The sequence below is a fragment of the Agrobacterium sp. SORGH_AS_0440 genome, assembly GCF_031453135.1.
Lineage (GTDB): Bacteria > Pseudomonadota > Alphaproteobacteria > Rhizobiales > Rhizobiaceae > Agrobacterium > Agrobacterium pusense.
The window spans coordinates 2,407,501-2,430,484 of sequence record NZ_JAVIYR010000002.1; the positions used below are offsets into that span (position 1 = coordinate 2,407,501).

Here is a 22,984-nt window from a genome sequence, read left to right on the forward strand (position 1 = left end):
GATCCTGATGACCGCCAAGCAGGACATGAAGTGCGGAGACTATTACAAGTCCGTCATCGTGAAGCTGCTCGGCGAGATCATTCAGGATGGGATCGAAGCCGGAATCTATACCGCCACGGATGTTTCTCCTCTGGCGGAAACCGTGCTCCATGCGCTGACCAGCGTCATTCATCCCGTCCTGATTGCGCGGGAAGATATCGGCAATTTGGCAACACGTTGCGATCAACTCGTCGATTTAGTCGATGCGGGATTGCGCAATCCGCTTGCTAAGTGACGATTCCCAATTTACGTCACCTTCTCGCAGTTGCTTGCGAAGCGCAAAAGCCTGCGCTTCTATGCGCATGCGGTCCGGATAGAATAAGCGAATCGGGTCCCTTCCAAGGCCTTCGCCTGTCGTATCTGTCTCCGGACGCGCATCCGCCGAGCGACATTGCGCTTATAGTTGAATGCGATCGATACGCAGGGAAGAACAATGAGCCGACGTATTTTACCCCTACTTGCTTCTCTGTGTGTGACCGCGATTCTGGCGGGCTGCAGCGATGGCGGCGAAAGCAGCCAGAACGCCGCCCAGGGCGCAGCGCGTCCGCCGTCTCCGGTCAGCGTCATTTTGATGAAGACCAGCGAATATCCGTTGACCACTGTTCTGCCCGGCCGCGCCAGCGCGTTCCAGACGGCTGAAATCCGGCCGCGGGTCACCGGCATCATCCGTGAAATTCCCTTCAAGGAAGGCAGCGAGGTGAAGCAGGGCGACGTTCTCTACCAGATCGAAGACAATACCTATCTGGCGGAAGTGGCGCAGGCCAAGGCAAACGTGGCGAAGGCGGAAGCGAGTGTCCCGAGCGCCGAAGCCAACCTTGCCCGGTACGAACGGCTGGTTAACAGCGGTGCCACCCAGATCGAATATGAAAACGCCAAGGTGACGCTGCTGCAGGCGCAGGCCGATGTGGCGCAGACCAAGGCGGCGCTGGAAACGGCGGAGATCAATCTCGATCTCACGAAGGTCCGTGCACCCTTCGACGGCATTACCAGCGCAACGGCCTTCAGCATCGGCAACGTGGTGACCGCGAACCAGACGACCGCTTTGACGACGCTTCGTCGCATCGATCCGATTTACATCGACCTGATGGAATCCAGCACCAATCTCCTGCGTCTGAAAAAGGCGATATCGTCCGGTCAGCTTGGTGGCGACACGAAAGAGACCGGCATTCATCTGACACTGGAAGATGGCACCGAATATAAGCATGACGGCAAGATCGACATGTCTGACATGGCGGTGAGCGAAACGACAGGCACCTTCTCCATCCGCGCCCTCTTCGATAATCCGGACGATCTCCTGCTTCCCGGCACCTATGTTCGCGCCACGCTGACCATCGGCAAGGAAAAGGGCTTCCGTATCCCGCAGCGCGCGGCGAGCCGCAACGCCAATGGCGAGCTGACGGCAAAATTCGTGACGGCGGAAAACAAGGTGGAAACCCGCACCTTCCCTTCCAGCCAGCAGTCGGGCAACGCCTGGCTGGTGACGGAAAACGTCAAGGATGGCGACAAGCTCATTGTCGACGGCTTCCAGTGGATCGCGGACGGCGCAACCGTGGCGCCGGTGGAAGTGACCATTGACGATCGGGGTATCGTCGTTGTGCCGCAGCAGGCTCAGCCTGCCGCCGCGCCTTCGAAATAAGCATGAGCGCGAGACCTCCGGTCGAAGCTCGTAAAAGGTAAGGCAAGGACTGCCATGGCCCATTTCTTCATCAGGCGCCCCGTTTTTGCATGGGTTATCGCCATCGTCATCATGCTGGGCGGCGCCCTTGCGATCTGGACTCTTTCCATTTCGCAATATCCCGACATTGCACCGACAACGGTCCGCGTCAGCGCGACCTACAATGGCGCCAGCGCCGAGACCGTGGAAAAATCGGTGACAACCATCATCGAGGACGGCATGACCGGCCTCGATGACCTCACCTATATGACCTCGTCGTCCTCGACCGGCAGTTCCGAAGTGACGCTGACATTCGGTAACAGCATCCTGCCTGACATCGCGCAGGTTCAGGTGCAGAACAAGCTGCAGCTTGTCCAGTCGCAATTGCCCGATACCGTGCAGCAGCGGGGTATCCAGGTCAGCCGCTCGACATCGAGCATCCTCATGGTTGGTGCACTGATCTCCACCGACGGCAAGCGCAATTCGGCCGATCTCGGCGACGTCTTCTCCTCGCGTGTCGAAGACCAGATCAAGCGCCTGGAAGGCGTGGGCAGCATCAATGTCTTCGGCTCCGAATATGCGATGCGTATCTGGCTGGATCCCTTCAAGCTCAACAAATACCAGCTGACCACCGCAGACGTCACCGGCGCCATCGAAAGCCAGAACACCCAGGTTTCGGTCGGTTCGCTCGGTGCCGTTCCCGCCGTCAAGGGTCAGCAGCTCAACGTGACGGTGACGGCGCAGAGCCAGCTCACCACTGTCGCCGACTTCGAATCGGTCATCCTGAAAGTCGAAAAGGATGGCGCAACCGTCCGCCTCAGCGATGTTGCCCGTATTGAAATCGGCCAGGAAACCTATGGCGGCGATTCCCGCTCCAATGGCCGTCCTTCGGCCGGTTTCGCCGTCAACCTTGCCACGGGTGCCAACGCGCTCGACACGGCGGCGCGTGTAAAAGCTGCCCTGACCAACGTCGAAGGTTCGCTGCCTGAAGGCGTCGCGATCGAATATCCCTATGACACGACGCCGTTCGTGAAACTGTCGATCGAAAAGGTGGTGCATACGCTGATCGAGGCGATCATCCTCGTCTTCGTCGTGCTTCTGGTGTTCCTGCAGAACCTCAGAGCCACCTTTATTCCGATGATCGCCGTGCCGGTCGTGCTTCTCGGCACCTTCGGCGTTCTCGCGCTCACCGGGTATTCCATCAATACGCTCACCATGTTCGCCATGGTTCTGGCCATCGGTCTGCTCGTTGATGACGCCATCGTCGTTGTCGAAAACGTCGAACGAATCATGTCGGAGGAGGGTTTGTCGCCGGTCGAGGCCACCGAGAAGTCGATGGGTGAGATCACCGGAGCCATCATCGGTATCGCGCTTGTGCTCACCGCCGTGTTCATTCCGATGGCCTTCTTCGGCGGATCGACGGGCATCATCTACCGCCAGTTCTCGATCACCATCGTTTCGGCCATGCTGCTTTCGGCCGTAGTCGCCATCGTGCTGACGCCGGCGCTCTGCGCCACCATGCTGAAGCCGATCGACCATCACAAGAAGCAGCGCGGGCCGGGCGCGTGGTTCAACCGCGGCTTCGGCAAGACGACGGACGGCTACGTGTCCTCCATCGGTTATCTGCTGAAGCGGCCCCTGCGCGTCATGATCATCTTCGCAATCGTCATCGGCGGCTGCGTCTGGTTCTTCAGCAAGCTCCCCAGCTCGTTCCTGCCGCAGGAAGACCAGGGCGTGCTCCTGACCATCATCCAGACGCCGACCGGTTCGAATATCGAGCGAACCAATGAGGTGGTGAAGCAGGTTGAAAACTACTTCCGCGAAAAGGAAGCCGCCAATGTCGAATCGGTTTTCGGCGTTCTCGGCTTCAGCTTCAGTGGTTCGGGCCAGAACAACGCCATCGTCTTCACCAAACTCAAGGATTTCGCCGAGCGAACGGCTCCCGACCAGCACGCGGGTGCCATCGTCCAGCGCGCCATGGGCACCTTCTTCGGTTTCCGCGATGCCCAGGTCTTCCCGCTTCTGCCGCCGGCCATTCAGGGCATGGGTACATCGAGCGGCTTCTCGATGTATCTCGTGGATAGCGGCCGCAACGGCACCGACGCCCTGACCGCTTCGTCCAAGGAATTGATTGCGCTTGCCACCGGCAATCCGAAGATCAGCTCGCTTCGAAGCGACAGCCAGGACAACGAAACCCAGATGAAGATCATCCTCGATCAGGAGAAGATGGGGGCAATGGGTGTCGATCTTTCCTCTGTCAATCTGATGCTGTCGACGATCTTCGCCGGCCGTGACGTCAATGACTTCACCCTCAACGGTGAACTCAAGCCCGTCTATGTCCAGGGCGACGCGCCTTACCGCATGCAGCCGGACGATCTCAAGTTCTGGTATGCCCGCAACACCAGCGGCGAGATGGTGCCATTCTCCTCCTTCAGCGAGGTGAAATGGATCAACGCTCCTCCGTCTCTGGCGCGCTTTAACGGCACGGGCGCCATCTCGCTCGAAGGCACTGCCGGCGCCGGCGTAGCCTCCGGTGATGCCATGGACGAGATGGAACGGCTGACGGCGAGCCTGCCGGGCGGTTACACGGTCGCGTGGCAGGGCATCTCCTATCAGGAACGCCTTTCCGGCTCACAGGCGCCGATGCTCTATGCGCTCTCGGTGCTGATCGTGTTCCTTTGCCTTGCCGCACTTTATGAAAGCTGGTCCATCCCCTTCTCCGTCATCATGGCCGTGCCGGTGGGTGTCCTCGGCGCCTTGGCCGCGGCGCATTTCTTCGGCCAGTCGAACGACGTCTACTTCAAGGTGGGCCTGCTGACGACCATCGGCCTCGCGGCAAAGAATGCGATCCTGATCGTCGAATTCGCCAAGGAGAGACAGGAGCACGGGCTGAGTCTCATGGAAGCGACACTGGAGGCCGCGAAGCTGCGCCTGCGGCCGATCATCATGACATCGCTGGCCTTCATCCTCGGTGTTGTGCCTCTCGCAATCGCAACCGGTGCGGGTTCAGCCGCCCAAAATGCAATCGGGATTGGAGTGTTGGGTGGTATGCTTTCTGCAACACTGCTCGGAATTTTCTTCGTTCCGTCCTTTTTCGTCATCATTCGTCGCCTTTCAAGGCGTTAACAAAACAAAAATGGGCTGTGCCAACCGTTAATACGCTGCTAGAAATGTTGCCGATTTGGCAATTGCACGTTTCTACGGCAGATCGACCGCGCAGCCCATTTTTCACCAAGCCGCGCTCGGTAAGCCAACCAGAGAATTGGGAAAATTATATGCTGTCTATTCGCGCTACTCTTCCCCTGACAATGCTGCTGCTCTCAGGCTGCGTTGTCGGACCCGACCACAAGACACCGGAAATCCAATTGCCGGGAAAGTTTGCGGAAGCCGGAAAAACCAGTAACGGCGACATCAGCACCGTTGCGTGGTGGACAGCCTTCAATGACAGCCGCCTGAACGGTTATGTTGCTACCGGCCTGAAGCAGAACCTGACGGTGATGCAGGCCATAGAGCGTATCAACCAGGCTGAAGCCAACGTGATTTCAGCCGGCGCAGGCGGCCTGCCCAGCCTGACCGCCAATGGCAGCCACACGACCAGCGAAACGAAGGGCAGCTACCGCGACGTTCCTGTTACCAACGTCTCTTCCGGCAGCCTCAGCGTTTCCTGGCTGCTCGATCTCTTCGGCCGCTACCGTCGCGCCACGGAAAGCGCCAATGCATCGCTCGATGCGGCTTATTCAAGCGTCGACGTTCAGCGCCTGACGCTGATTTCCTCGGTTGCCTCGGCTTACATCGACGTACGCTATTATCAGGAGCGTCTGGCGATCGCCCGCCATAACCTGGCTTCCCGCCGTGAAACACTGGATCTGACCAAGCTTCAGCTTGAAGCCGGTGCGGCTTCGCGGCTCGACGTTGTCCAGTCCGAAGGTCTGGTCAACTCCACCCTGTCCGACATACCGGGCCTCGAAACCAACTTCCGCAAGGCGGCGCACCGCATCGCCACGCTGCTCGGCCTGCCAGCTTCGTCGCTGATCGCCGAGTTGCAGAAGGGCGCGCGTCAGCCCGTGGCCCGCAGTGTGCCACGCACCGGCATTCCGGCAGATCTCATTCGCAACCGTCCGGATATCCGTGTCGCCGAGCGTGAACTTGCGGCAGCAGTGGCAAAGATCGGCGTTGCCGAATCGCAGCTTTATCCAAGCATTGAACTCGGCGGCGCCATCACCCCGAGCTACAACTTTGTCAGCGGCGGCAACAGAGGTACGGCAAACAGCTGGTCCTTCGGCCCGAGCCTTGTTCTTCCGATCCTCGATGGCGGCAGCATTCGCGCCAATATCGACCTCGCCAACTCGCAGGCGCGCGAAGAATATCTCGCATGGAAGCAGACGGTCCTCAACGCCGTCGAAGAGGTTGAAAACGCCCTTGCCGCAGTCAATCGCGACCAGCGCACCGCCGACGCATTGCGCAAGACGGTCGCTTCCTACCAGGAAGCGTTGCAGCTCTCGACCGCCAGCTACCGCGACGGTGCCTCTTCGCTGCTCGACGTTCTCGATGCGCAGCGTCAGGTTTCCGCCGCACAGGCAAGCCTTGCCACGGCGATCCAGCAGACCGCGCAGGACTATGTGTCGCTGAACGTAGCGCTGGGCGGCGGTTATGCCTTTGGCCAGACGACCGCGCCGAAGAAACCGGCAGGCCCGACCGTTACGGCGGCCAAAGGCATGTAATCAACAGCCCGAAAAGACAAAAAAGCCCGCGTCTCGACGCGGGCTTTTTGTTGTTCGCGGCATGGAATAAAAAAAGCACCGGAAACCGGTGCTTTTTTGTCTACTCGATCGCCAGGATCAGTTCTTGGCGCGCTCGACGTAGGAATTGTCTTCCGTCGCGATGACCACGCGAATGCCGGCATCGATATGCGGCGGCACCATGGTGCGGATACCGTTGGAAAGAATGGCGGGCTTGTAAGAAGAAGACGCCGTCTGGCCTTTTACGACCGGCTCGGTTTCCGTGATCTCAAGCGTGACGTGGCGCGGCAGTTCGACAGCCAGCGGATTGCCTTCGTGGATGGAAAGAACGCAGGTCATGCCTTCCTGAAGATAGGCCTTCTGGTCACCCATCGTCTCCGCATCCACCACGACCTGATCGTAATTCTCAGGGTTCATGAAGTGGAAGCCTTCGCCATCTTCATAGAGAAACTGGAAGTTCAGGTCTTCAACAAAAGCACGCTCGACCTGCTCGGTGGTGCGCCAGCGCTCGGAGACCTTCACGCCATCGACGATGCGGCGCATGTCCACCTGCGTGACCGGCGTGCCCTTGCCGGGATGAAAGTTCTGCGCGGTGAGAACGACGTAAAGCTTGCCGTCCACGTCGAGAACATTGCCCTTGCGGACGGATGAGGCGATAACCTTGACCATATGACTTCCTTGTAACTCGATGAAATGCGTCGTAAAGGACTGCGCGGCAGCACCAGCCCCGGCAGACGTTTTGTCTTTTTTCTGGGGCGCAACTACCTTAAATCCGCACGGATTGCCAGCCTTCTACAGCAATTCGCGGAAGAGTACCTAGCGGTTTTCGCCCCGGAACCGCTTTAAATAACGCAACCAGGTGTTTTGCAGCCTGTTTATCCGCAATCCGGGGCGGGACAGAAGACGGAAACAAAGAACGATGCGCGCAAGCAACGAAACAATGTCGCCATGGTGGACGCCCGACGTCCATGCCGACCGTCGCGCCTTCCTGCTTGGCCGCAACGCCGTCCAGTCGGCCTTTCGCGGCTATTTCGCCCGCGCCGATTTTCTGGAGGTCGATACCGCCACCCTGCAGATCTCGCCAGGCAACGAGGCACATCTCCACGCATTTGCCACTGAAGGCGTGACGCCGGGCGGCGACGCCGTGCCGCTTTATCTTCACACGTCTCCGGAATTCGCCTGCAAGAAGCTGCTTGCCGCGGGTGAAAAACGCATCTCCTGTTTCGCCCATGTCTACAGGAACCGGGAGCGGGGCCCGCTGCACCACCCCGAATTCACCATGCTGGAATGGTATCGCGCAGGCGAAACCTATGAGAGCCTGATGAAGGACAGCGCCAGTCTTCTCGCTCTCGCGGCCGAAACCACGGGTACGAAACATTTTTCCTATCGCGGGCGCAGCGTTGATCCCTTTCTCGAGCCCGAACGCCTGAGTGTCGCTGAGGCCTTCGAACGCTATGCCGGAATCGACCTTCTGGCCACAATCAGCGGAGACGGCGAGACCGACAGCCGGCACCTTGCCGCAAGCCTCGCCAGTGCCGGCATCCGGGTGGCCGAGGATGATACCTGGGCGGATATGTTCAGCCGTGTCATCGTCGAACGGGTCGAGCCGGAACTTGGCTTCGGACGCGCAACAATTCTCGATGAATATCCGGCAAGCGAAGCAGCCCTCGCCCGCAGATCCCCGAGGGATGCGCGCGTGGCGGAACGTTTCGAGCTTTATGCCTGCGGCGTGGAACTTGCCAATGCCTTCGGTGAATTGACCGACGCTGCCGAGCAGAGGCGGCGTTTTGAAACGGAGATGGCGGAAAAGCAGCGCGTGTATGGCGAGACTTATCCGCTGGACGAGGATTTTCTGGCTGCGCTCGCCATCATGCCGCCGGCAAGCGGCATAGCTCTGGGTTTCGACCGGCTGGTGATGCTGGCCACAGGCGCACCCCGCATCGATCTCGTCATGTGGGCCCCGGTTGCGGAATACGGACGATGACAGGCTCTGAGACCATCAAGACACCGGAGGCACTGCTGGAAGCAGGGCTGATCGAAGCCGGCGCACTCGACAGCCTGCGGCCGGTCACGCAGCGTTACGCACTGGCTATCACGCCAGCGGTTGCCGAACTGATCGACATCGGCGATCCAAACGATCCCATCGCCCGGCAGTTCGTGCCGGATGCGGCCGAGCTTATCCATCTTGCCGAAGAGCGGGAGGATCCGATAGGCGATGACGCCCATAGCCCCGTGCATGGCATCGTTCACCGTTATCCGGACCGGGTTCTTTTAAAGGCGGTGCATATATGCCCCGTTTATTGCCGTTTCTGTTTTCGCCGTGAAATGGTCGGGCCGCAGGGTAATGGCATGATGAGCCCGCAGCAGCTGGACGCCGCATTCGACTATATAAAGGCGAACCCGGCGATCTGGGAGGTCATCCTCACCGGCGGCGATCCACTGGTGCTCTCCCCGCGGCGACTTTTCGATCTGATGCAACGACTGAAAGACATATCGCATGTGAAGATCGTCCGCTTCCACACCCGTGTGCCCGTAGTCGATCCCGATCGCATCGATGAAGCGATGATCGACGCGCTGAAATCCAGCGGCAAGACGACTTATATTGCCCTGCATGCGAATCACGCGCGGGAACTCGGCGAGACCGCAAGACTAGCCTCGGCACGCCTCATTGATGCGGGGATCGCCATGGTCAGCCAGACCGTGCTTTTAAAAGGTGTCAACGACGATCCGGCGATTCTTGCCGAACTGATGCGGGCATTCGTCGAGACCCGCATCAAGCCCTATTATCTTCACCACCCCGATCTGGCGCCCGGCACCAGCCACTTCCGCCTGTCGATAGAAGAAGGGCAGCGAATCGTGTCTGCCTTGCGCGGACGCATCTCCGGTCTCTGCCAACCGACCTATGTTCTCGACATACCCGGCGGCCACGGCAAGGCGCCCATTGGCGGAAATGCGGCTGAAAAGACCCGGGACGGCCGTTTTTCAATATCTGACTTCAACGGAAACGATCATATTTATCCGCCGCAGCCATCCGGACGCGATTAAAAAAAGCTAAAAAAGCCCGTTGCGCCGGGCCTTTTGAGGCCGGCCCCGAGCGGAAACAAAAATTTCACAATTCCGCCCCTCTCCTGTCATCATAAAGAAAAATATTCTACCTATAACAATCAGCATTGATTTTAGTGCTGGTCTGGATTATCAGTGTGGAACTGGAGAACGAGTCTCCTGATTCCGGATCAACACCAATACAGGGAGTGTGTCATGTCAAAATACAATCGCATCAACGCAATCCTTGGTCTTGAATCCTGGAATGCTGGATTTAAATCCACGTGTTCCCGCTGCTGTCGAATGTGACTTAACAGTCTCAATTTCCTGAAAATCAGTTCGACAACATGCTGTGAGAAGTAGCCACAGCGGGAGTTTATCTATGCAGAAGCAAGTTATTGAATTCGCCGGCGAGCCCGTCGGCATCGTCATCCCGGACAACGACCGGCTGAAGTTTATTGCGGTGAAGTTCCACGTTCACGATCTGGACGAGCAGAAGTTCGACAGTGCGGACGATGTGCGGATCGCGATTCGCGACCTCGTGCGTAATCGGAACCTGGCCGCGGTGGCCTGATGCGCGAAAGCCATCGCCCGCTTACAAAACCGTCAAAACCAAAGCGCGCCCCATATCGGACCCGACATTGTGGGCCGGCGGCGCGCTTTTCCTTTGGCTGACAGTCCTGCCTGCAAGACACCGCCTTCCACTTTAATAGGTCTGCCTATGCAGGTTTTTGCGAAATTCGCAAACGCGCCTAAGCCCCCCCCCCCACATTTCCTTGTTCCGACAAGGCGCTGAGCTGACAGGCTCCCGGGACGGGCAGAATGAGAGGCCGTCGCTGACTCTCAAGTTTGATGTCAGAAGGCCGTAAAGGTCAGCGTTGTCAGCGAACGAACGATGCCCGGAATATTGACGATGTTCTGATTGATGAATTTGCCGATATCCTCTTCCTGCGGAAGATAGATTTTCAGCAGAAGATCATATTCACCGCTGGTGGAATAAAGTTCGGAAACCAGTTCGGTTTTATAGATGGCGTCGGCGACATCATAGGTCTTGCCGGGCTCGCATTGAAGCTGAACAAAAATGGGCTTCACGGACATCTCCCGTATTGAAACTTTCAGGGCGCGGCTCTGGCGCCACGCATCACGGCGCACTATTGGCTGAGCCGCATCGTTCTTGCAAGACCGCGCAAGGGTTTAAGCAGAAAACTCGCCGGCCTCGACGCCGGTTCCACCTCCTGCCTCGGAAACGATCCAGCGCCGAAAGCTTTCAAGCGGCGCGTAACCGGCGCGATCCGGCATGCAGGCGAGATAATACGCCTCCTCGCTTTCCGCCTCGCCGGCAACGGCCGCGACAAGTCGGCCGCTTCGCAACTCCTCTTCGATCATGAAAGCAGGAATGAGCGACACACCGAGACCGGCGCTCGCCGCTTCGGCGATGGTGGTGAACTGATCGAAAAGCATGCCGTGTACGTTGTCGAATACCACGCCGTGACTGCGAAACCATTGCTCCCAGGCATCGGGTCGGGTTGTCATGTGGAGTAGCGGCACATGCAGCAGATCATCAGGCTTTGAAAATCGGTGTTGCGTTTTGAAAGCGGGGCTGCATACGGCAACGATCTTTTCGTGCATCAGGAAAACAAGTTCGGTACCCGGCCAGTGCGGCAAGCCGAAATGAATCGCCGCATCGACTGTATCGGTCTTGAAATCGAAAAGCGAAGACCGCGTCAGAAGATTGACGGAAATACCCGGGTGGCGTGCGATAAAAGCGGGCAGGCGCGGCACGAGCCAGCGTGTGCCGAAGCTTGGCAGCACCCCGAGATTAAGCGTGCCGCCATCCGGATTGGCGCGTAGATTGAGGGAAGCCGTCGATATGCGCCGCAGGGCTTCGCGTATTTCCCGGCCATAACCCTCCCCTGCCCTTGTCAACCGGATCGTCTGTCGCTCGCGAAGGAACAGCGCCACCCCGAGCTGTTCTTCGAGGGCCAGGATTTGCCGGCTGACGGCACCCTGGGTCAGGCCGAGCTCCCGCGCAGCCGCGGTAACGCTGCCGGTGCGCGAAGCGGCTTCGAATGCCGCGAGTAGCGAAAGCGACGGCAAAAAACGGCGAGGCGGCAGAACCATATTCCCTCACGGAATGAACTCTTGACGATATGTCGATATTCAACAGGCGGCGAGGCTTGTAAAGTCTTATAAACAAGGGCTTGTCACTCATACGAAAACCAAATGAACTCGCCCGGACATGGTGGAACGATGTATAATGACCCCCGCTCGCACGGCCTCTGGGAAAAGACCGCGCCGCAGCCACCCGCAACAGCTGCGTTAAAAGGCTCCGTGGCTGCCGATGTCGTTATCGTCGGTGGCGGTTTCACCGGGCAATCTGCGGCGCTCCACCTTGCCGAACGGGACACGAATGTCGTCCTGCTCGAAGCCAGGGAAATCGGCTTCGGCGGCGCGGGGCGCAATGTCGGCCTTATCAATGGCGGCATGTGGGTCATGCCGAAAGAATTGCCTGGCGTGCTGGGCGAAACTTACGGCGAGCGGCTTCTCGGCCTTCTGGGCAATGCACCACTTCTCGTGCGAGACCTGGTGGAAAAACACGCAATTCCCTGCGAGATCGAAAAAAACGGAACGCTGCATTGCGCAGTTGGTGAAAAAGGGCTCCGTGAAATCCGCGAACGCTGCGAACAATGGGCCGAAAGGGGCGCGCCCGTTCGTGTTCTCGATGCAGCGGAAACGGCCAGACGCACAGGCACGACAGCCTATTCCGGCGCACTTCTGGATACGCGTGCAGGCACAATTCAGCCGCTCGCCTATGTTCGCGGTCTCGCCGCCGCCGCGCAGAAGGCGGGCGCACGGCTGTATACGGATAGCCCCGTGGTAGCCACCGAACGCAACGGCGGACAATGGGTCGTGAAGACGCCAAACGGATCGGTAACCGCCAAATGGATCGTGGTGGCGACCGAAGCCTACAGCACGGGACCGTGGCAGGTCGTTCGCGATGAACAGATTTATCTGCCCTATTTCAACTTCGCGACCAGACCTCTCGGCGACAATCTGCAGAAAAGCATCCTCCCCGGCCGCGAGGGCTGCTGGGACACGAAGGAAATTCTCTCATCCTTCCGCATGGACAAGGCTGGCCGGCTGGTCTTCGGCAGTGTCGGGGCGCTGCGCGGCACGGGTGCCGCCATTCACCGCGCCTGGGCGAAACGGTCGCTGAAGCGGCTTTTTCCGCAGCTTGGGGATACCGAGTTCGAGTGTGAATGGTACGGCCAGATCGGTATGACCGACAATGCCGTGCCCCGCTTTCACAAATTCGCCGAAAATGTCGTCGGCTTTTCAGGCTATAATGGCCGCGGCATCGCACCGGGCACGGCCTTCGGCAAAGTCATTGCACAGCATGTTCTCGGTGAAATAACCGAGGCGGAATTGCCTTTGCCTTTAACGGAACCAAAAGCGCAGCCCTTCAGGGCGCTGAAGGAAGCCTATTACGAAGCAGGTGCACAGATAGCCCATTTCGCCGGCGAGCGTTTTTGATCCGACTTACGGTCCGGCAGAAACATTGGGCCCGATATCTGATTACGACCTTTGCCGTTTCTTGTGTGCTTGCCATCCCCATCGCTGTCACGGGATTTCAGTCAGCGCAAGTCGGTCTGAAAAGACACTCCCGTGACGCAGACGCTCATCTAACGCATTCCTGTGACGAGCAGAGAACTGAGGTCGGAAAAGGCCCCGCGTCGGGAATTTTGTCATCCTTCGATATATCCTTGAAAATATAATGAATGCGCGATAGGCCTATCGATATATTCATAGGAATATCTCGTACCGGGGCATCACACCATGAGACTTTTGCGTCGCAGCTTCTTCAAAACCATCGCCACAGTGACATTCTTCTGCCTCGCGGCCTCCTTTGCAGCCGTTCCGGCCCATGCCGCCGAAAAAGTCACGGTGTTTGCCGCAGCCAGCATGAAAAACGCACTGGACGGCATCAACGCCGAGTGGGCGAAGGAAAGTGGTAATGAAGCGGCGGCTTCTTATGCCGCAAGTTCAGCGCTCGCCAAGCAGATCGAGCAGGGCGCACCAGCGGATATCTTCATTTCCGCTGACCTGGCATGGATGGATTATGTCGCTGAAAAGAAGCTGATCAACGCTGACAGCCGCTCCAATCTTCTAGGCAACCGCATCGTTCTCGTCGCTCCCGCCGACAAGGCCAAGCCGGTCGAGATCAAGCAGGGCTTTGATCTTGGGGCTCTGGTAGGTGACGGCCGCCTGGCCATGGGCGCGGTGGATTCCGTACCCGCCGGCAAATACGGCAAGGCCGCGCTGGAAAAACTCGGCGTCTGGTCGTCGGTCGAACAAAAGGTCGCCGGCGCGGAAAGCGTGCGGGCCGCCCTGCTGCTCGTCTCGCGCGGAGAGGCGCCCTATGGCATCGTCTACCAGACCGATGCGGCTGCCGATCCCGGTGTGAAGATCGTCGGCACGTTCCCTGAAGACAGCCATCCGCCGATCATCTATCCCGTGGCCATTCTTTCGGAGGCAAAATCGCCGGCGGCAAAAGCCTATCTGGATTTCCTGAAGTCCGAAAAGGCAACGCCCTTCTTCGAAAAGCAAGGCTTTACGGTTTTGAAATAAACTGCTTTCCCTGGCCCAGGGGCCGCAAGAGATGACGGTTACGGGATATGGCGTTGCATTGGTGGACACTCAGCCCTGAAGAATGGACGGCGATCAGGCTCAGCCTGTGGGTGTCCTCCGTTGCCATGCTCGCCAGCCTGCCGTTCGGCATTCTCATCGCCTTGGCGTTGGCGCGCGGCCGCTTCTGGGGCAAGTCTCTCCTCAACGGCATCGTCCACCTGCCGCTTATCCTGCCGCCCGTCGTAACCGGTTTTCTGCTGCTGGTTCTCTTCGGCCGCCGGGGCGCGATCGGACAATTTCTCGACAGCTGGTTCGGCATCGTCTTCTCCTTCCGGTGGACGGGGGCAGCTCTCGCATGCGCTGTCATGGCCTTTCCGCTGATGGTGCGCTCCATCCGCCTTTCCATCGAAGCGGTGGATCGCAAGCTGGAAGAGGCGGCGGGAACATTGGGGGCCAATCCGCTCTGGGTGTTCCTCACCGTTACCCTGCCCCTGATCCTGCCCGGCATCATCGCCGGCATGATTCTCGCTTTCGCCAAGGCCATGGGCGAATTTGGCGCGACCATCACTTTCGTTTCAAACATTCCGGGCGAAACGCAGACATTGTCCGCCGCCATCTACACCTTCACGCAGGTCCCGGGCGGCGACGCCGGTGCGCTGCGGCTTACAATCGTTTCGGTTGCGATTTCCATGCTCGCTCTGCTCGTCTCGGAATTGCTGGCCCGCGTAATCGGCAAACGGATGAGCATGGAATGACGCTTTCGGTTTCCATCCGCCACCGTCTTGGCGCCTTCGAACTTGACGCGTCATTCACGTCCGAAGGCGGAGTGACCGCGCTTTTCGGGCGCTCGGGCTCCGGCAAAACCTCAATGATACGCATCATCGCCGGCCTGCTGCGGCCCGATGATGGACAGGTTTCACTTGATGGCAAAATGCTGACCGACAGCGAAAAACGACTGTTTCTGCCGGCGCACAAACGCCATTTCGGTTATGTCTTTCAGGAAGCGCGGCTCTTCCCGCATCTCAGCGTCGCCCAAAACTTGAACTACGGCGGGTGGTTCAATGCGAATAAAACCACGGGCACCGATCGGGACCATATCATCGACATGCTCGGCATTGGCCATCTTCTGCACCGACGCCCGAACAAACTTTCCGGCGGCGAAAAGCAACGTGTGGCTATCGGCCGCGCCCTGCTTTCTTCACCCAGATTGCTGCTGATGGACGAGCCGCTCGCCTCGCTGGACGAACAGCGGAAAGCGGAGATCATTCCCTATCTCGAACGGCTGCGGGACGAGACCAAAATCCCTGTTGTCTATGTCAGCCACTCGATCCACGAGGTCGCCCGTCTGGCCGATCGCATCGTTGTTATGAAAGACGGAACGGTGGAAACGCAGGGAAAAGCCGCCGAGGTGCTGGCAGGACCCGATTTCAGCACCCATCTCGAAAGGCGCGAGGCGGGCAGCATTCTTTCCGGGCGCATTGAAAGCTTCGACGAGCGGCATGGGCTTGCCGCCGTAAAGCTAAAAACCATGCTGCTTCACGTTCCGGCAAAAAGCGGAATATGCGGCAGCCCGGTGCGCGTGCTCATACCCGCACGCGATGTAATGCTTGCAACTGTAAAACCTGAAGGCTTGAGCGCGCTCAACATTCTCAACGGCCGTGTCGCAAACGTTTCCGTGAGCGAAGACGCCATGGTCACGGTTCAGGTGGATTGCGGTGGTGACATCATCCAGTCGCGCATCACAGACCTCTCTCGCGAAAGGTTGCAGCTGGAACCCGGAAAACCGGTGCATGCAATCATAAAGTCAGCGGCTATCGATCCCTATTGAGAGCAGCGTCAGGATTGCGGTTGGCCTCCAGCCAGTCGATATCCTGATGTAGGGCTTCGTTCATCCGCGTTTGCATGTCGCGATAACGCGCCAGCAATTCGGTGCCGAAGACGGTCAGCGCCGCCCCGCCGCCCTGTTTGCCGCCGCGCTGCGATTCGATAACCGGTTGTCGAAACATACGGTTCAGCGCATCCACCAACAGCCACGCGCGGCGATATGACATGTCCATCGCCCGCCCGGCGGCGGAAATCGAGCCGGTCTCGACAATCAGTTCCATCAATTCGATCTTGCCGTGGCCGAGGCGTTCTCCGGGCGGAAAATCAATGCGAAGGACAGGTTTCAGTGGCGGAAGAGTCTCACTCATCGGTTAAAGGCTCCGTCCATGAAGATCGCGATAGGCCGTTTGCGCTCCATCCACCGGCAAGGCCGTCGCCTCATAGACGCCACGCGCCACGGCCCGCGCCATGACAATGGTGGCAAGATGGCAAAGTTCGGCGAAATGAACGCCGCGCTCAAGCGGCTTCTCGCCCGTCGCGGCCGCGAACATGGTGTCACCGTCACTCGGCAAATGGGCGGGCAGAACGGCGCGGGCCAACCCGTCATGCGCCATGATGGAAAGGCGATGTGCCTGCGCTTTCGTAAGTGCGGCATCCGTCACCACCGTACCGATGGTCGTTGCCGTGAGATTGACCCCCTTGAGGCGCAAGGCGGTATTTTCAGGCTCAAACCGTTGCGGAAAACTGCTTCCGCCAAACTCATCCGCCACCTCAAACGGAGCCGACCAGAAATGGCGGCTCGCGCCGAGGGTTGCCGAGCCAAGCGCATTGACGGCGACAATAGCCGCCACTTTATATCCGCCGGAACTGACAGCACTTGCCGACCCCAGCCCACCTTTGAAGGTCGCGGTCGTTGCTCCCGTCCCGGCACCGACCGTCCCGAGTTCGAAAGGCGCCGCACGCGCCGCCTTGAAAGCCGCATATCCCATGTCGCGATAGGGCGAATGCAAACCCCAGTCCTTGTCGCCGCCATTCAGAAGATCCATGAGGATCGCCTGCGGCACGATGGGTACGCGGGTGGAACCGACCTGAAGGCCGCGGCCGATCTCGCGCAGCCCGGCCTGAACGCCGCCTGCCGCATCAAGCCCAAAGGCCGAGCCGCCCGACAGCACGAAGGCATCCACGGTTTCAACCGTCATCGCCGGGTCGAGCAGGCCCGTGTCACGCCCGCCAGGCGCACCGCCCAGAACAGAACCTGAGGCAATGGCGGGCTTTTCAAAAACAATCGCCGTAACACCGGAGCCAAGGGAAAGATCGGTAACACTGCCGGCCGAAACGCCGTCTATGTCAGTCAGAAGATTGGTGAGTGCCGCCATGCCTTTTCCCTTTTCTCCCGGTATCCCGCCACCATCAGGCACTGTCAACGCAAAACGTGACACGCCTGAGGTCGGCGACGAGCCGCGATCAGGAAAAAACCGCAGTCCCGATCACGGGCGTCGAGGGAACGGCCATGTCCCGCGGCTCCAGCGGTCCGGAAATATATGCCTGATGGCCGGCTTCTATCGCCAGAGCAAAAGCTTCGGCCATGCCGGCCGGGTCCCGCGCCCCCGCCACCGCCGTGTTGAGCAGAACGGCATCGTATCCAAGCTCCATTACGGTGACTGCATGCGACGGGCGGCCGATACCGGCATCAACAATCAAAGGTATGTCGGGGAAACGCGCCCGCATGGATTTCAGCGCCACCAGATTGAGCGGTCCCATGGCGCTACCAATCGGTGCGCACCACGGCATCAAAACCTTGCAGCCCGCCTCCAGCAGCTTCTCGGCGACGACCAGATCGTCGGTCGTATAGGGAAAGACCTCAAAACCATCGTCGCAGAGGATTTTCGCGGCTTCCACAAGCGCAAAGACATCGGGCTGCAGCGTATCGTGATGGCCGATGACCTCCAGCTTGATCCAGTTGGTGCGAAACACCTCGCGCGCCATCTTTGCCGTTAGCACAGCTTCCTTGGCGGTGTGGCAGCCAGCCGTATTCGGCAGGACGTTTCGATCCAGTTCGCGGATCAGTTCGAAAAACTGCCCGCCTTTCCTGCCGCCCGCCATTTCCCGGCGCAGCGAAATCGTCAGAATATCCGTGTTGCTGGCCCGGACCGCATTCTCGAGCACGGCGGGGGATGGGTACCGCGCCGTACCAAGGAGAAGACGGGACGAGATTTCACGGCCATAAAGCATCAGCATGCCTCAGCCTCCCTGCATCGGTGAGAGAATTTCGACGCGGTCAAAATCCTTCAGTTGATAATCGGCGCGCTCTTCCGAATGCACCAGTTCGCCATTCACCGCCGTCGCCAGCCAATCGCCTTCGTATTCGAGGCTGGCAAGCAGGCCGGCCAGCGTCTCGGCGGCGAGATCAAGCTCGTCGCCATTGACAAGAAGTTTCATGATCCTGTTCCTTCTGAGAGAGTTTGGCGAATGATGTCAGCCGCGTGCCGCGCCATGGCCGGAGAAAGCAGAAAGCCGTGCCGGTGCGCGCCGTTGATGAAAATGGTCCGGCAGTCCTGCATGACCCTGGGGAGATTGTCGGGATAAGCAGGACGCACACCCGTGCCGGATTCGATGATCCGAGCTTCCGCAAAAGCCGGATGCACGGCATAGGCGGCATTCAGGAACTCCATCATCGAACGGACGGAAATGGCCCCGGCATCCTCCGTCTCGATCATCGTGGCGCCCACCATGAAGCGTCCAGACTCGCGCGGGACGATGTAAAGCGGAATGCGCGGATGCAACAGCCGGACGGGACGGGAGAGGGATAGCTCCGAGGTAGCGAGGTAGAGCATCTCTCCACGCACGCCGCGTAGGTTGGAAATTTCTCCCACTGCCGCAGCTCCGGTGCAGTCCACCACCCGGTCGAACAATCGTTCATCGACAGGGATGCCCATGTGGAACCGCACGCCCGTGTTAGAAAGCCGCTCATGCAGCGATTTCAGCGCGAGACGCGGATCGAGATGCCCCTCGCCCGGGAAATAGAGCCCGGAGCGGAAGCGACCCGCAAGATCGGGCTCCAGAGCGGCGATCTCGCCCTCATCCACCCAGCGATAACCGGTGGTCCGCGATGCGAAACGCGTAAGCTCTGCCCTGTCGCGTACTGGCGCAACGACCAGCGTGCCATTGCGAACCACAAGGCCGGGAGTTGCCTCGTCCCACCAGTCAAGCGCCACCTTGCCAAGCGTCAGGACCGCTTCCTCCGCATTTTCGCGCTCACACCAGGGAGCCAGCATGCCGCCGGCATAAAACGACGCTCCACGAGAAGGCTCGCCACTGCGCTCCGAAACCTCGACAACGACGCCCCTTCGCGCCAGTTCGAAGGCCGCCGTCAAACCGGCGACCCCCGTTCCCTTGACAAGGACGTGCATTTTATTCGGCATTCGCAGGCGTCGGAAGCGGCATGTAAAGCTCACCGCCGTCCTTGAAGCGCGCGGCCATGGCCTCAAGCCCCTCCTTTTGCGCCTCGGCGCGGATATCGTGGGAAATCCGCATCGAGCAGAATTTCGGTCCGCACATGGAGCAGAAATGCGCAACCTTGTGCGCCTCCTTCGGCAGCGTCTCGTCATGGAAGGACCGAGCCGTATCGGGATCGAGCGACAGGTTGAACTGATCCTCCCAGCGGAACTCGAACCTTGCACGCGACAGCGCATCGTCCCGCACCTGTGCGGCCGGATGACCCTTGGCAAGATCGGCGGCGTGGGCGGCGATCTTGTAGGTAATGACACCCACCTTCACGTCATTACGATCCGGCAGACCGAGGTGTTCCTTCGGCGTAACGTAGCAGAGCATGGCGGTCCCGAACCAGCCGATCATTGCAGCACCAATGCCGGACGTGATGTGGTCGTAACCGGGCGCAATGTCCGTTGTCAGCGGCCCAAGCGTATAGAAGGGCGCTTCGCCGCAGGTCTTCAACTGCTTGTCCATATTCTCCTTGATCTTGTGCATCGGCACATGACCGGGGCCTTCGATCATCACCTGGCAATCCTTCGCCCAGGCGATCTGCGTCAACTCACCCAGCGTTTCCAGCTCCGCAAACTGCGCCGCATCATTGGCGTCAGCGATCGAGCCGGGACGCAGGCCATCGCCCAGCGAGAAGGAGACGTCGTAAGCACGGCAGATGTCGCAAATCTCGTCGAAATGCTCATAGAGGAAACTTTCCTTGTGGTGATGCAGACACCACTTGGCCATGATCGAGCCTCCGCGTGAGACGATGCCGGTGACGCGGTTGACGGTGAGGGGTATGTAATGCAGCCGCACGCCGGCATGGATGGTGAAATAATCCACACCCTGCTCCGCCTGCTCGATCAGCGTATCGCGGAACACTTCCCAATTGAGGTCTTCGGCAATGCCGTTCACCTTCTCCAGCGCCTGATAAAGCGGCACGGTACCGATCGGAACCGGCGAATTACGGATGATCCATTCGCGGATATTATGGATGTTGCGGCCGGTCGAAAGGTCCATGACCGTATCCGCACCCCAGCGGATGGCCCAGACCATCTTCTCAACCTCTTCCGCCATTGAAGAGGTGACGGCGGAATTGCCGATATTGGCATTGATCTTCACCAGAAAATTACGGCCGATGATCATCGGCTCAAGTTCAGGGTGGTTGATATTGGCTGGAATGATGGCGCGGCCCGACGACACTTCCTGACGCACAAATTCCGCCGTGACATAATCAGGAATATGCGCGCCGAAACTCTCACCGTCACGCGCGAGCTTCTCCTTCGCTGCCTCGCGCCCGAGATTTTCGCGGATGGCGATGAATTCCATTTCCGGCGTGATAATGCCGGCCCTAGCATAGGCAAGTTGCGTCACCGCCTTGCCCGCCGTCGCTTTCAGAGGCTGGTGACGCACGCCAAATTCAGGCGTCAGGCGCTCACCGGTGGCGAAACCATTATCTTCCGGTTTGACGTGCCGTCCATCGTAAGCCTCGACATCACCGCGCGCGACGATCCAGTCATGACGCAGACGCGGCAGACCCTTTTCGATCAGGACTGTATGAGCATGATCGGTATAAGGGCCGGAGGAATCATAGACCGTCACCGGCGGCTCGCCCGCCGTCGGGTGCACCGCGATCTCGCGCATCGGCACGCGGATATTCGGATGCAAAATTCCGGGCTTATGGATTTTCGTGGAGGCGGCATGCGGGCCGGTTGTAACAACAAGCGGTATAGTCTTGGCAGCGATATTCATCTTGAGGCTCCAAAGTTTAACAGTGGAGACCCAGTTCGAGCCGGAATGATGGAAAATACCTGTGTGCCGAAACGCGGCGCCATGCGCCGCCCGACATCAGGTCTTTGCACCGTCCCTACGCCAGTATGAACTGGATCAGGTTCAACGGGTCACTGCGCATGAAAGCAGAATCTCAGCCCCTTGACGGGACACCCCTGGTGAATGGCCCCAGCAAAAAACACCCTCAGGCTTTTGTCAAGACCGGCGATCCATGCTTGGCAAAGGTGCGGGAATGGCGCATGCTGCCGTTAGTTGTAATTAACCTAACGGTTTAGGCGAATATTATCGTTTGCAACGTAACCATAAGCACAAACCATCCTGATGTGAAATTCATGGGAGATACGTCGGAATGAATGCGACTATACGTGAAATACTGGCAAAATTCGGCCAGCTTCCAACCCCCGTCGATACGATTGCAGATGAAGCCGATCTTTACGCGGCGGGCCTTTCTTCCTTTGCATCGGTGCAATTGATGCTCGGCATCGAAGAAGCATTCGATATCGAATTCCCGGACAATCTGCTGAACCGCAAGTCTTTCGCCAGCATCAAGGCCATTGAAGACACTGTTAAACTCATTCTCGATGGTAAAGAGGCAGCCTGATGAACGTCACCGTCGCGCCGCAGGATGAAACGCTGTCCGCGCGCGCGGGCCGTGTAGCGGCAATTGCCGCCAAATATGCGGACGAGGTGGATGTCACCGGCCGCTTTCCGCAGGAAGCCGTTGATGCATTGAGGCAGGAACGTCTGCTCGGCATACAGGTCCCCTCACTGCTGGGCGGCGAAGGCGCCTCCCTTCAGGAAATCGCCGATATCTGCGCCCGGCTTGGGCAGGCCTGTTCGGCAACGGCGATGATTTTCGCCATGCACCACATCAAACTGTCGAGCCTTGTGGAACATGGAGAGGCGAGCGCATGGCACGCGGACTTCATGCGCCGCGTCGCCGGCGAACAGCTTCTGCTCGGTTCCGCCACCACCGAAGGCGGCATCGGCGGCAATCTGCGTAACTCCATCTGCGCAATCGAAGTCGAAGGTGATAGCTGCCGGCTGGAGAAGGACGCCACGGTCATTTCTTACGGCAGCAACGCCGATGCGATCCTGATTACGTCGCGCGCCCACAAGGATGCCGCGCCCGCCGATCAGGTGATGACCGTCTTCCTGAAAAACCAGTATACGCTTGAGAAGACCCATGTTTGGGATACGCTCGGCATGCGTGGCACCTGTTCGGACGGCTTCCTGTTCCGCGGCGAAGCGCCGGCGGCGCAGATTTTCCCAAAGCCTTTCGCAGAAATCGCTGCACAATCCATGCTTGCAAGCTCGCATCTGCTGTGGAGCGCCGTCTGGTATGGTATCGCGTCGGATGCGGTGCTGCGCGCCCAATCTTTTGTCAGAGCCGCGGCCCGCAAGTCGCCCGGAACGGCTCCTCCCGGCGCGATCCGCCTTGCCGAGGTTTCCACCAAGCTGCAGGTGGTGAAATCCAACATCATAGCCGGTATCAAGGCCTACGAGGACACCAAGAGCGATCCGGAAAAATTGATGTCGATGGCCTTTGCGGTTGCCATGAACAATGTGAAAATCTGCTCTTCGGAAACCATTCTCGAGATCATCGACCACGCCATGCTGGTCTGCGGTATCATGGGCTACAAGAATGGCACGCCCTACAGCCTCGGCCGGCATCTGCGCGACGCGCATTCCGCCCGTCTGATGATTTCCAACGACCGTATTCTCGGCAATTCCGCCAATCTCCTGCTGGTTCACAGGCAGGACACCAGCCTCTTGGGATAAG

At 59.0% G+C, this 22,984-nt stretch carries 21 protein-coding genes, 1 pseudogene and 1 riboswitch (1 of these 23 cut by a window edge); of the genes and pseudogenes, 13 read left to right on the forward strand and 9 right to left on the reverse strand.

The features are described 5' to 3' along the window. The 4 genes from QE453_RS21085 to QE453_RS21100 form a co-directional block, all read left to right on the forward strand. Positions 1 to 274: the 3' portion of a TetR/AcrR family transcriptional regulator gene (locus tag QE453_RS21085; RefSeq protein ID WP_006699120.1), read on the forward strand. 386 nt of this gene lie to the left of the window's left edge; 274 of the gene's 660 nt are visible here — the last part of the coding sequence; its start codon lies off the left edge, out of view; its stop codon occupies positions 272 to 274. Between the two features lie 198 nt (positions 275 to 472). Next, a complete protein-coding gene (locus tag QE453_RS21090; protein WP_006699119.1) occupies positions 473 to 1,675 on the forward strand; it encodes an efflux RND transporter periplasmic adaptor subunit in 1,203 nt (400 codons plus the stop codon). A gap of 54 nt (positions 1,676 to 1,729) precedes the next feature. Next, the gene (locus QE453_RS21095) at positions 1,730 to 4,819 is read left to right on the forward strand and encodes an efflux RND transporter permease subunit (protein ID WP_004443603.1); all 3,090 of its coding nucleotides are present in this window, start codon (positions 1,730 to 1,732) and stop codon (positions 4,817 to 4,819) included. A 149-nt stretch (positions 4,820 to 4,968) separates the two neighbouring features. After that, a complete protein-coding gene (locus QE453_RS21100) occupies positions 4,969 to 6,414 on the forward strand; it encodes an efflux transporter outer membrane subunit (protein ID WP_022556884.1) in 1,446 nt (481 codons plus the stop codon). 117 nt (positions 6,415 to 6,531) lie between these two features. Here the strand turns inward: QE453_RS21100 and efp are convergent, their stop codons facing one another. Then, positions 6,532 to 7,101 carry an elongation factor P gene (efp, locus tag QE453_RS21105; RefSeq protein ID WP_004443607.1) on the reverse strand — a complete coding sequence of 190 codons (570 nt, stop codon included), beginning with the start codon at positions 7,099 to 7,101 and terminating at the stop codon, positions 6,532 to 6,534. Positions 7,102 to 7,351: 250 nt separating this feature from the next. On the opposite strand from efp, the gene epmA reads away from it, so the two are divergent. From epmA to QE453_RS21120, 3 genes are all read left to right on the forward strand, one after another. Continuing rightward, positions 7,352 to 8,416, forward strand: a complete 1,065-nt coding sequence (gene epmA, locus QE453_RS21110) for an EF-P lysine aminoacylase EpmA (RefSeq protein WP_077987039.1) — start codon at positions 7,352 to 7,354, stop codon at positions 8,414 to 8,416. Further along, positions 8,413 to 9,477, forward strand: coding sequence for a lysine-2,3-aminomutase-like protein (locus QE453_RS21115; protein ID WP_184288453.1), 1,065 nt, complete (start codon positions 8,413 to 8,415; stop codon positions 9,475 to 9,477). Before epmA ends, QE453_RS21115 begins: the two co-directional genes overlap by 4 nt. Positions 9,478 to 9,856: 379 nt before the next feature. Beyond that, on the forward strand, positions 9,857 to 10,048 hold the full coding sequence (locus tag QE453_RS21120) for a hypothetical protein (protein WP_003492264.1): 192 nt from the start codon (positions 9,857 to 9,859) through the stop codon (positions 10,046 to 10,048). Positions 10,049 to 10,329: 281 nt separating this feature from the next. Here the strand turns inward: QE453_RS21120 and QE453_RS21125 are convergent, their stop codons facing one another. Together QE453_RS21125 and QE453_RS21130 are read right to left on the reverse strand one after the other, a co-directional pair. After that, complete coding sequence (locus QE453_RS21125; protein WP_003521320.1) at positions 10,330 to 10,566, reverse strand: Lrp/AsnC ligand binding domain-containing protein; 237 nt, start codon at positions 10,564 to 10,566, stop codon at positions 10,330 to 10,332. 102 nt (positions 10,567 to 10,668) lie between these two features. Next, the gene (locus tag QE453_RS21130) at positions 10,669 to 11,595 is read right to left on the reverse strand and encodes a LysR family transcriptional regulator (protein WP_045533253.1); all 927 of its coding nucleotides are present in this window, start codon (positions 11,593 to 11,595) and stop codon (positions 10,669 to 10,671) included. Positions 11,596 to 11,724: 129 nt separating this feature from the next. On the opposite strand from QE453_RS21130, the gene QE453_RS21135 reads away from it, so the two are divergent. The 4 genes from QE453_RS21135 (at position 11,725) to modC (ending at position 15,931) form a co-directional block, all read left to right on the forward strand. After that, positions 11,725 to 13,008: an FAD-binding oxidoreductase gene (locus QE453_RS21135; protein WP_045533255.1), complete on the forward strand. Its 1,284-nt coding sequence runs from the start codon at positions 11,725 to 11,727 to the stop codon at positions 13,006 to 13,008. A gap of 303 nt (positions 13,009 to 13,311) precedes the next feature. Next, positions 13,312 to 14,103, forward strand: a complete 792-nt coding sequence (gene modA, locus QE453_RS21140) for a molybdate ABC transporter substrate-binding protein (RefSeq protein ID WP_309777921.1) — start codon at positions 13,312 to 13,314, stop codon at positions 14,101 to 14,103. A gap of 47 nt (positions 14,104 to 14,150) precedes the next feature. Continuing rightward, on the forward strand, positions 14,151 to 14,858 hold the full coding sequence (gene modB, locus QE453_RS21145) for a molybdate ABC transporter permease subunit (protein ID WP_107340349.1): 708 nt from the start codon (positions 14,151 to 14,153) through the stop codon (positions 14,856 to 14,858). Further along, positions 14,855 to 15,931, forward strand: coding sequence for a molybdenum ABC transporter ATP-binding protein (modC, locus tag QE453_RS21150; protein ID WP_309777923.1), 1,077 nt, complete (start codon positions 14,855 to 14,857; stop codon positions 15,929 to 15,931). Before modB ends, modC begins: the two co-directional genes overlap by 4 nt. Here modC and QE453_RS21155 read toward each other — a convergent pair. The 6 genes and pseudogenes from QE453_RS21155 to thiC all read right to left on the reverse strand — a co-directional run bounded on the left by QE453_RS21155 (position 15,915) and on the right by thiC (position 21,162). Continuing rightward, on the reverse strand, positions 15,915 to 16,295 hold the full coding sequence (locus QE453_RS21155; protein WP_044459697.1) for a winged helix-turn-helix domain-containing protein: 381 nt from the start codon (positions 16,293 to 16,295) through the stop codon (positions 15,915 to 15,917). The genes modC and QE453_RS21155 overlap by 17 nt on opposite strands. A gap of 3 nt (positions 16,296 to 16,298) precedes the next feature. Next, a complete protein-coding gene (locus QE453_RS21160; protein WP_309777924.1) occupies positions 16,299 to 17,303 on the reverse strand; it encodes a P1 family peptidase in 1,005 nt (334 codons plus the stop codon). 88 nt (positions 17,304 to 17,391) lie between these two features. Then, positions 17,392 to 18,165 carry a thiazole synthase gene (locus QE453_RS21165; protein WP_060942423.1) on the reverse strand — a complete coding sequence of 258 codons (774 nt, stop codon included), beginning with the start codon at positions 18,163 to 18,165 and terminating at the stop codon, positions 17,392 to 17,394. Positions 18,166 to 18,168: 3 nt separating this feature from the next. Next, positions 18,169 to 18,366 carry a sulfur carrier protein ThiS gene (thiS, locus tag QE453_RS21170; protein ID WP_004443639.1) on the reverse strand — a complete coding sequence of 66 codons (198 nt, stop codon included), beginning with the start codon at positions 18,364 to 18,366 and terminating at the stop codon, positions 18,169 to 18,171. Further along, positions 18,335 to 19,337 (reverse strand): annotated as a pseudogene (gene thiO, locus QE453_RS21175) (glycine oxidase ThiO). The gene thiS and the pseudogene thiO overlap by 32 nt, the downstream one beginning before the upstream one ends. A 1-nt stretch (position 19,338) precedes the next feature. Then, positions 19,339 to 21,162, reverse strand: coding sequence for a phosphomethylpyrimidine synthase ThiC (gene thiC, locus QE453_RS21180; protein ID WP_309777925.1), 1,824 nt, complete (start codon positions 21,160 to 21,162; stop codon positions 19,339 to 19,341). 94 nt (positions 21,163 to 21,256) lie between these two features. Beyond that, positions 21,257 to 21,368, reverse strand: a riboswitch (TPP riboswitch). Between the two features lie 182 nt (positions 21,369 to 21,550). Here thiC and QE453_RS21185 point away from each other — a divergent pair. Together QE453_RS21185 and QE453_RS21190 are read left to right on the forward strand one after the other, a co-directional pair. Beyond that, positions 21,551 to 21,802 carry an acyl carrier protein gene (locus QE453_RS21185; protein ID WP_003504852.1) on the forward strand — a complete coding sequence of 84 codons (252 nt, stop codon included), beginning with the start codon at positions 21,551 to 21,553 and terminating at the stop codon, positions 21,800 to 21,802. Then, on the forward strand, positions 21,802 to 22,983 hold the full coding sequence (locus QE453_RS21190; protein ID WP_037090281.1) for an acyl-CoA dehydrogenase family protein: 1,182 nt from the start codon (positions 21,802 to 21,804) through the stop codon (positions 22,981 to 22,983). Before QE453_RS21185 ends, QE453_RS21190 begins: the two co-directional genes overlap by 1 nt. The last annotated feature ends 1 nt before the right edge of the window (position 22,984 follow it).

Coding starts and splice junctions, on each gene's coding strand:
- QE453_RS21185 (WP_003504852.1), top strand. CDS start 21,551: ATGAATGCGACTATACGTGAAATACTGGCAAAATTCGGCCAGCTTCCA.
- thiS (WP_004443639.1), bottom strand. CDS start 18,366: ATGAAACTTCTTGTCAATGGCGACGAGCTTGATCTCGCCGCCGAGACG.
- QE453_RS21090 (WP_006699119.1), top strand. CDS start 473: ATGAGCCGACGTATTTTACCCCTACTTGCTTCTCTGTGTGTGACCGCG.
- QE453_RS21115 (WP_184288453.1), top strand. CDS start 8,413: ATGACAGGCTCTGAGACCATCAAGACACCGGAGGCACTGCTGGAAGCA.
- QE453_RS21130 (WP_045533253.1), bottom strand. CDS start 11,595: ATGGTTCTGCCGCCTCGCCGTTTTTTGCCGTCGCTTTCGCTACTCGCG.
- QE453_RS21160 (WP_309777924.1), bottom strand. CDS start 17,303: ATGGCGGCACTCACCAATCTTCTGACTGACATAGACGGCGTTTCGGCC.
- QE453_RS21190 (WP_037090281.1), top strand. CDS start 21,802: ATGAACGTCACCGTCGCGCCGCAGGATGAAACGCTGTCCGCGCGCGCG.
- modC (WP_309777923.1), top strand. CDS start 14,855: ATGACGCTTTCGGTTTCCATCCGCCACCGTCTTGGCGCCTTCGAACTT.
- efp (WP_004443607.1), bottom strand. CDS start 7,101: ATGGTCAAGGTTATCGCCTCATCCGTCCGCAAGGGCAATGTTCTCGAC.
- epmA (WP_077987039.1), top strand. CDS start 7,352: ATGCGCGCAAGCAACGAAACAATGTCGCCATGGTGGACGCCCGACGTC.
- modA (WP_309777921.1), top strand. CDS start 13,312: ATGAGACTTTTGCGTCGCAGCTTCTTCAAAACCATCGCCACAGTGACA.
- QE453_RS21100 (WP_022556884.1), top strand. CDS start 4,969: ATGCTGTCTATTCGCGCTACTCTTCCCCTGACAATGCTGCTGCTCTCA.
- QE453_RS21095 (WP_004443603.1), top strand. CDS start 1,730: ATGGCCCATTTCTTCATCAGGCGCCCCGTTTTTGCATGGGTTATCGCC.
- QE453_RS21155 (WP_044459697.1), bottom strand. CDS start 16,295: ATGAGTGAGACTCTTCCGCCACTGAAACCTGTCCTTCGCATTGATTTT.
- QE453_RS21135 (WP_045533255.1), top strand. CDS start 11,725: ATGTATAATGACCCCCGCTCGCACGGCCTCTGGGAAAAGACCGCGCCG.
- QE453_RS21120 (WP_003492264.1), top strand. CDS start 9,857: ATGCAGAAGCAAGTTATTGAATTCGCCGGCGAGCCCGTCGGCATCGTC.
- QE453_RS21165 (WP_060942423.1), bottom strand. CDS start 18,165: ATGCTGATGCTTTATGGCCGTGAAATCTCGTCCCGTCTTCTCCTTGGT.
- modB (WP_107340349.1), top strand. CDS start 14,151: ATGGCGTTGCATTGGTGGACACTCAGCCCTGAAGAATGGACGGCGATC.
- thiC (WP_309777925.1), bottom strand. CDS start 21,162: ATGAATATCGCTGCCAAGACTATACCGCTTGTTGTTACAACCGGCCCG.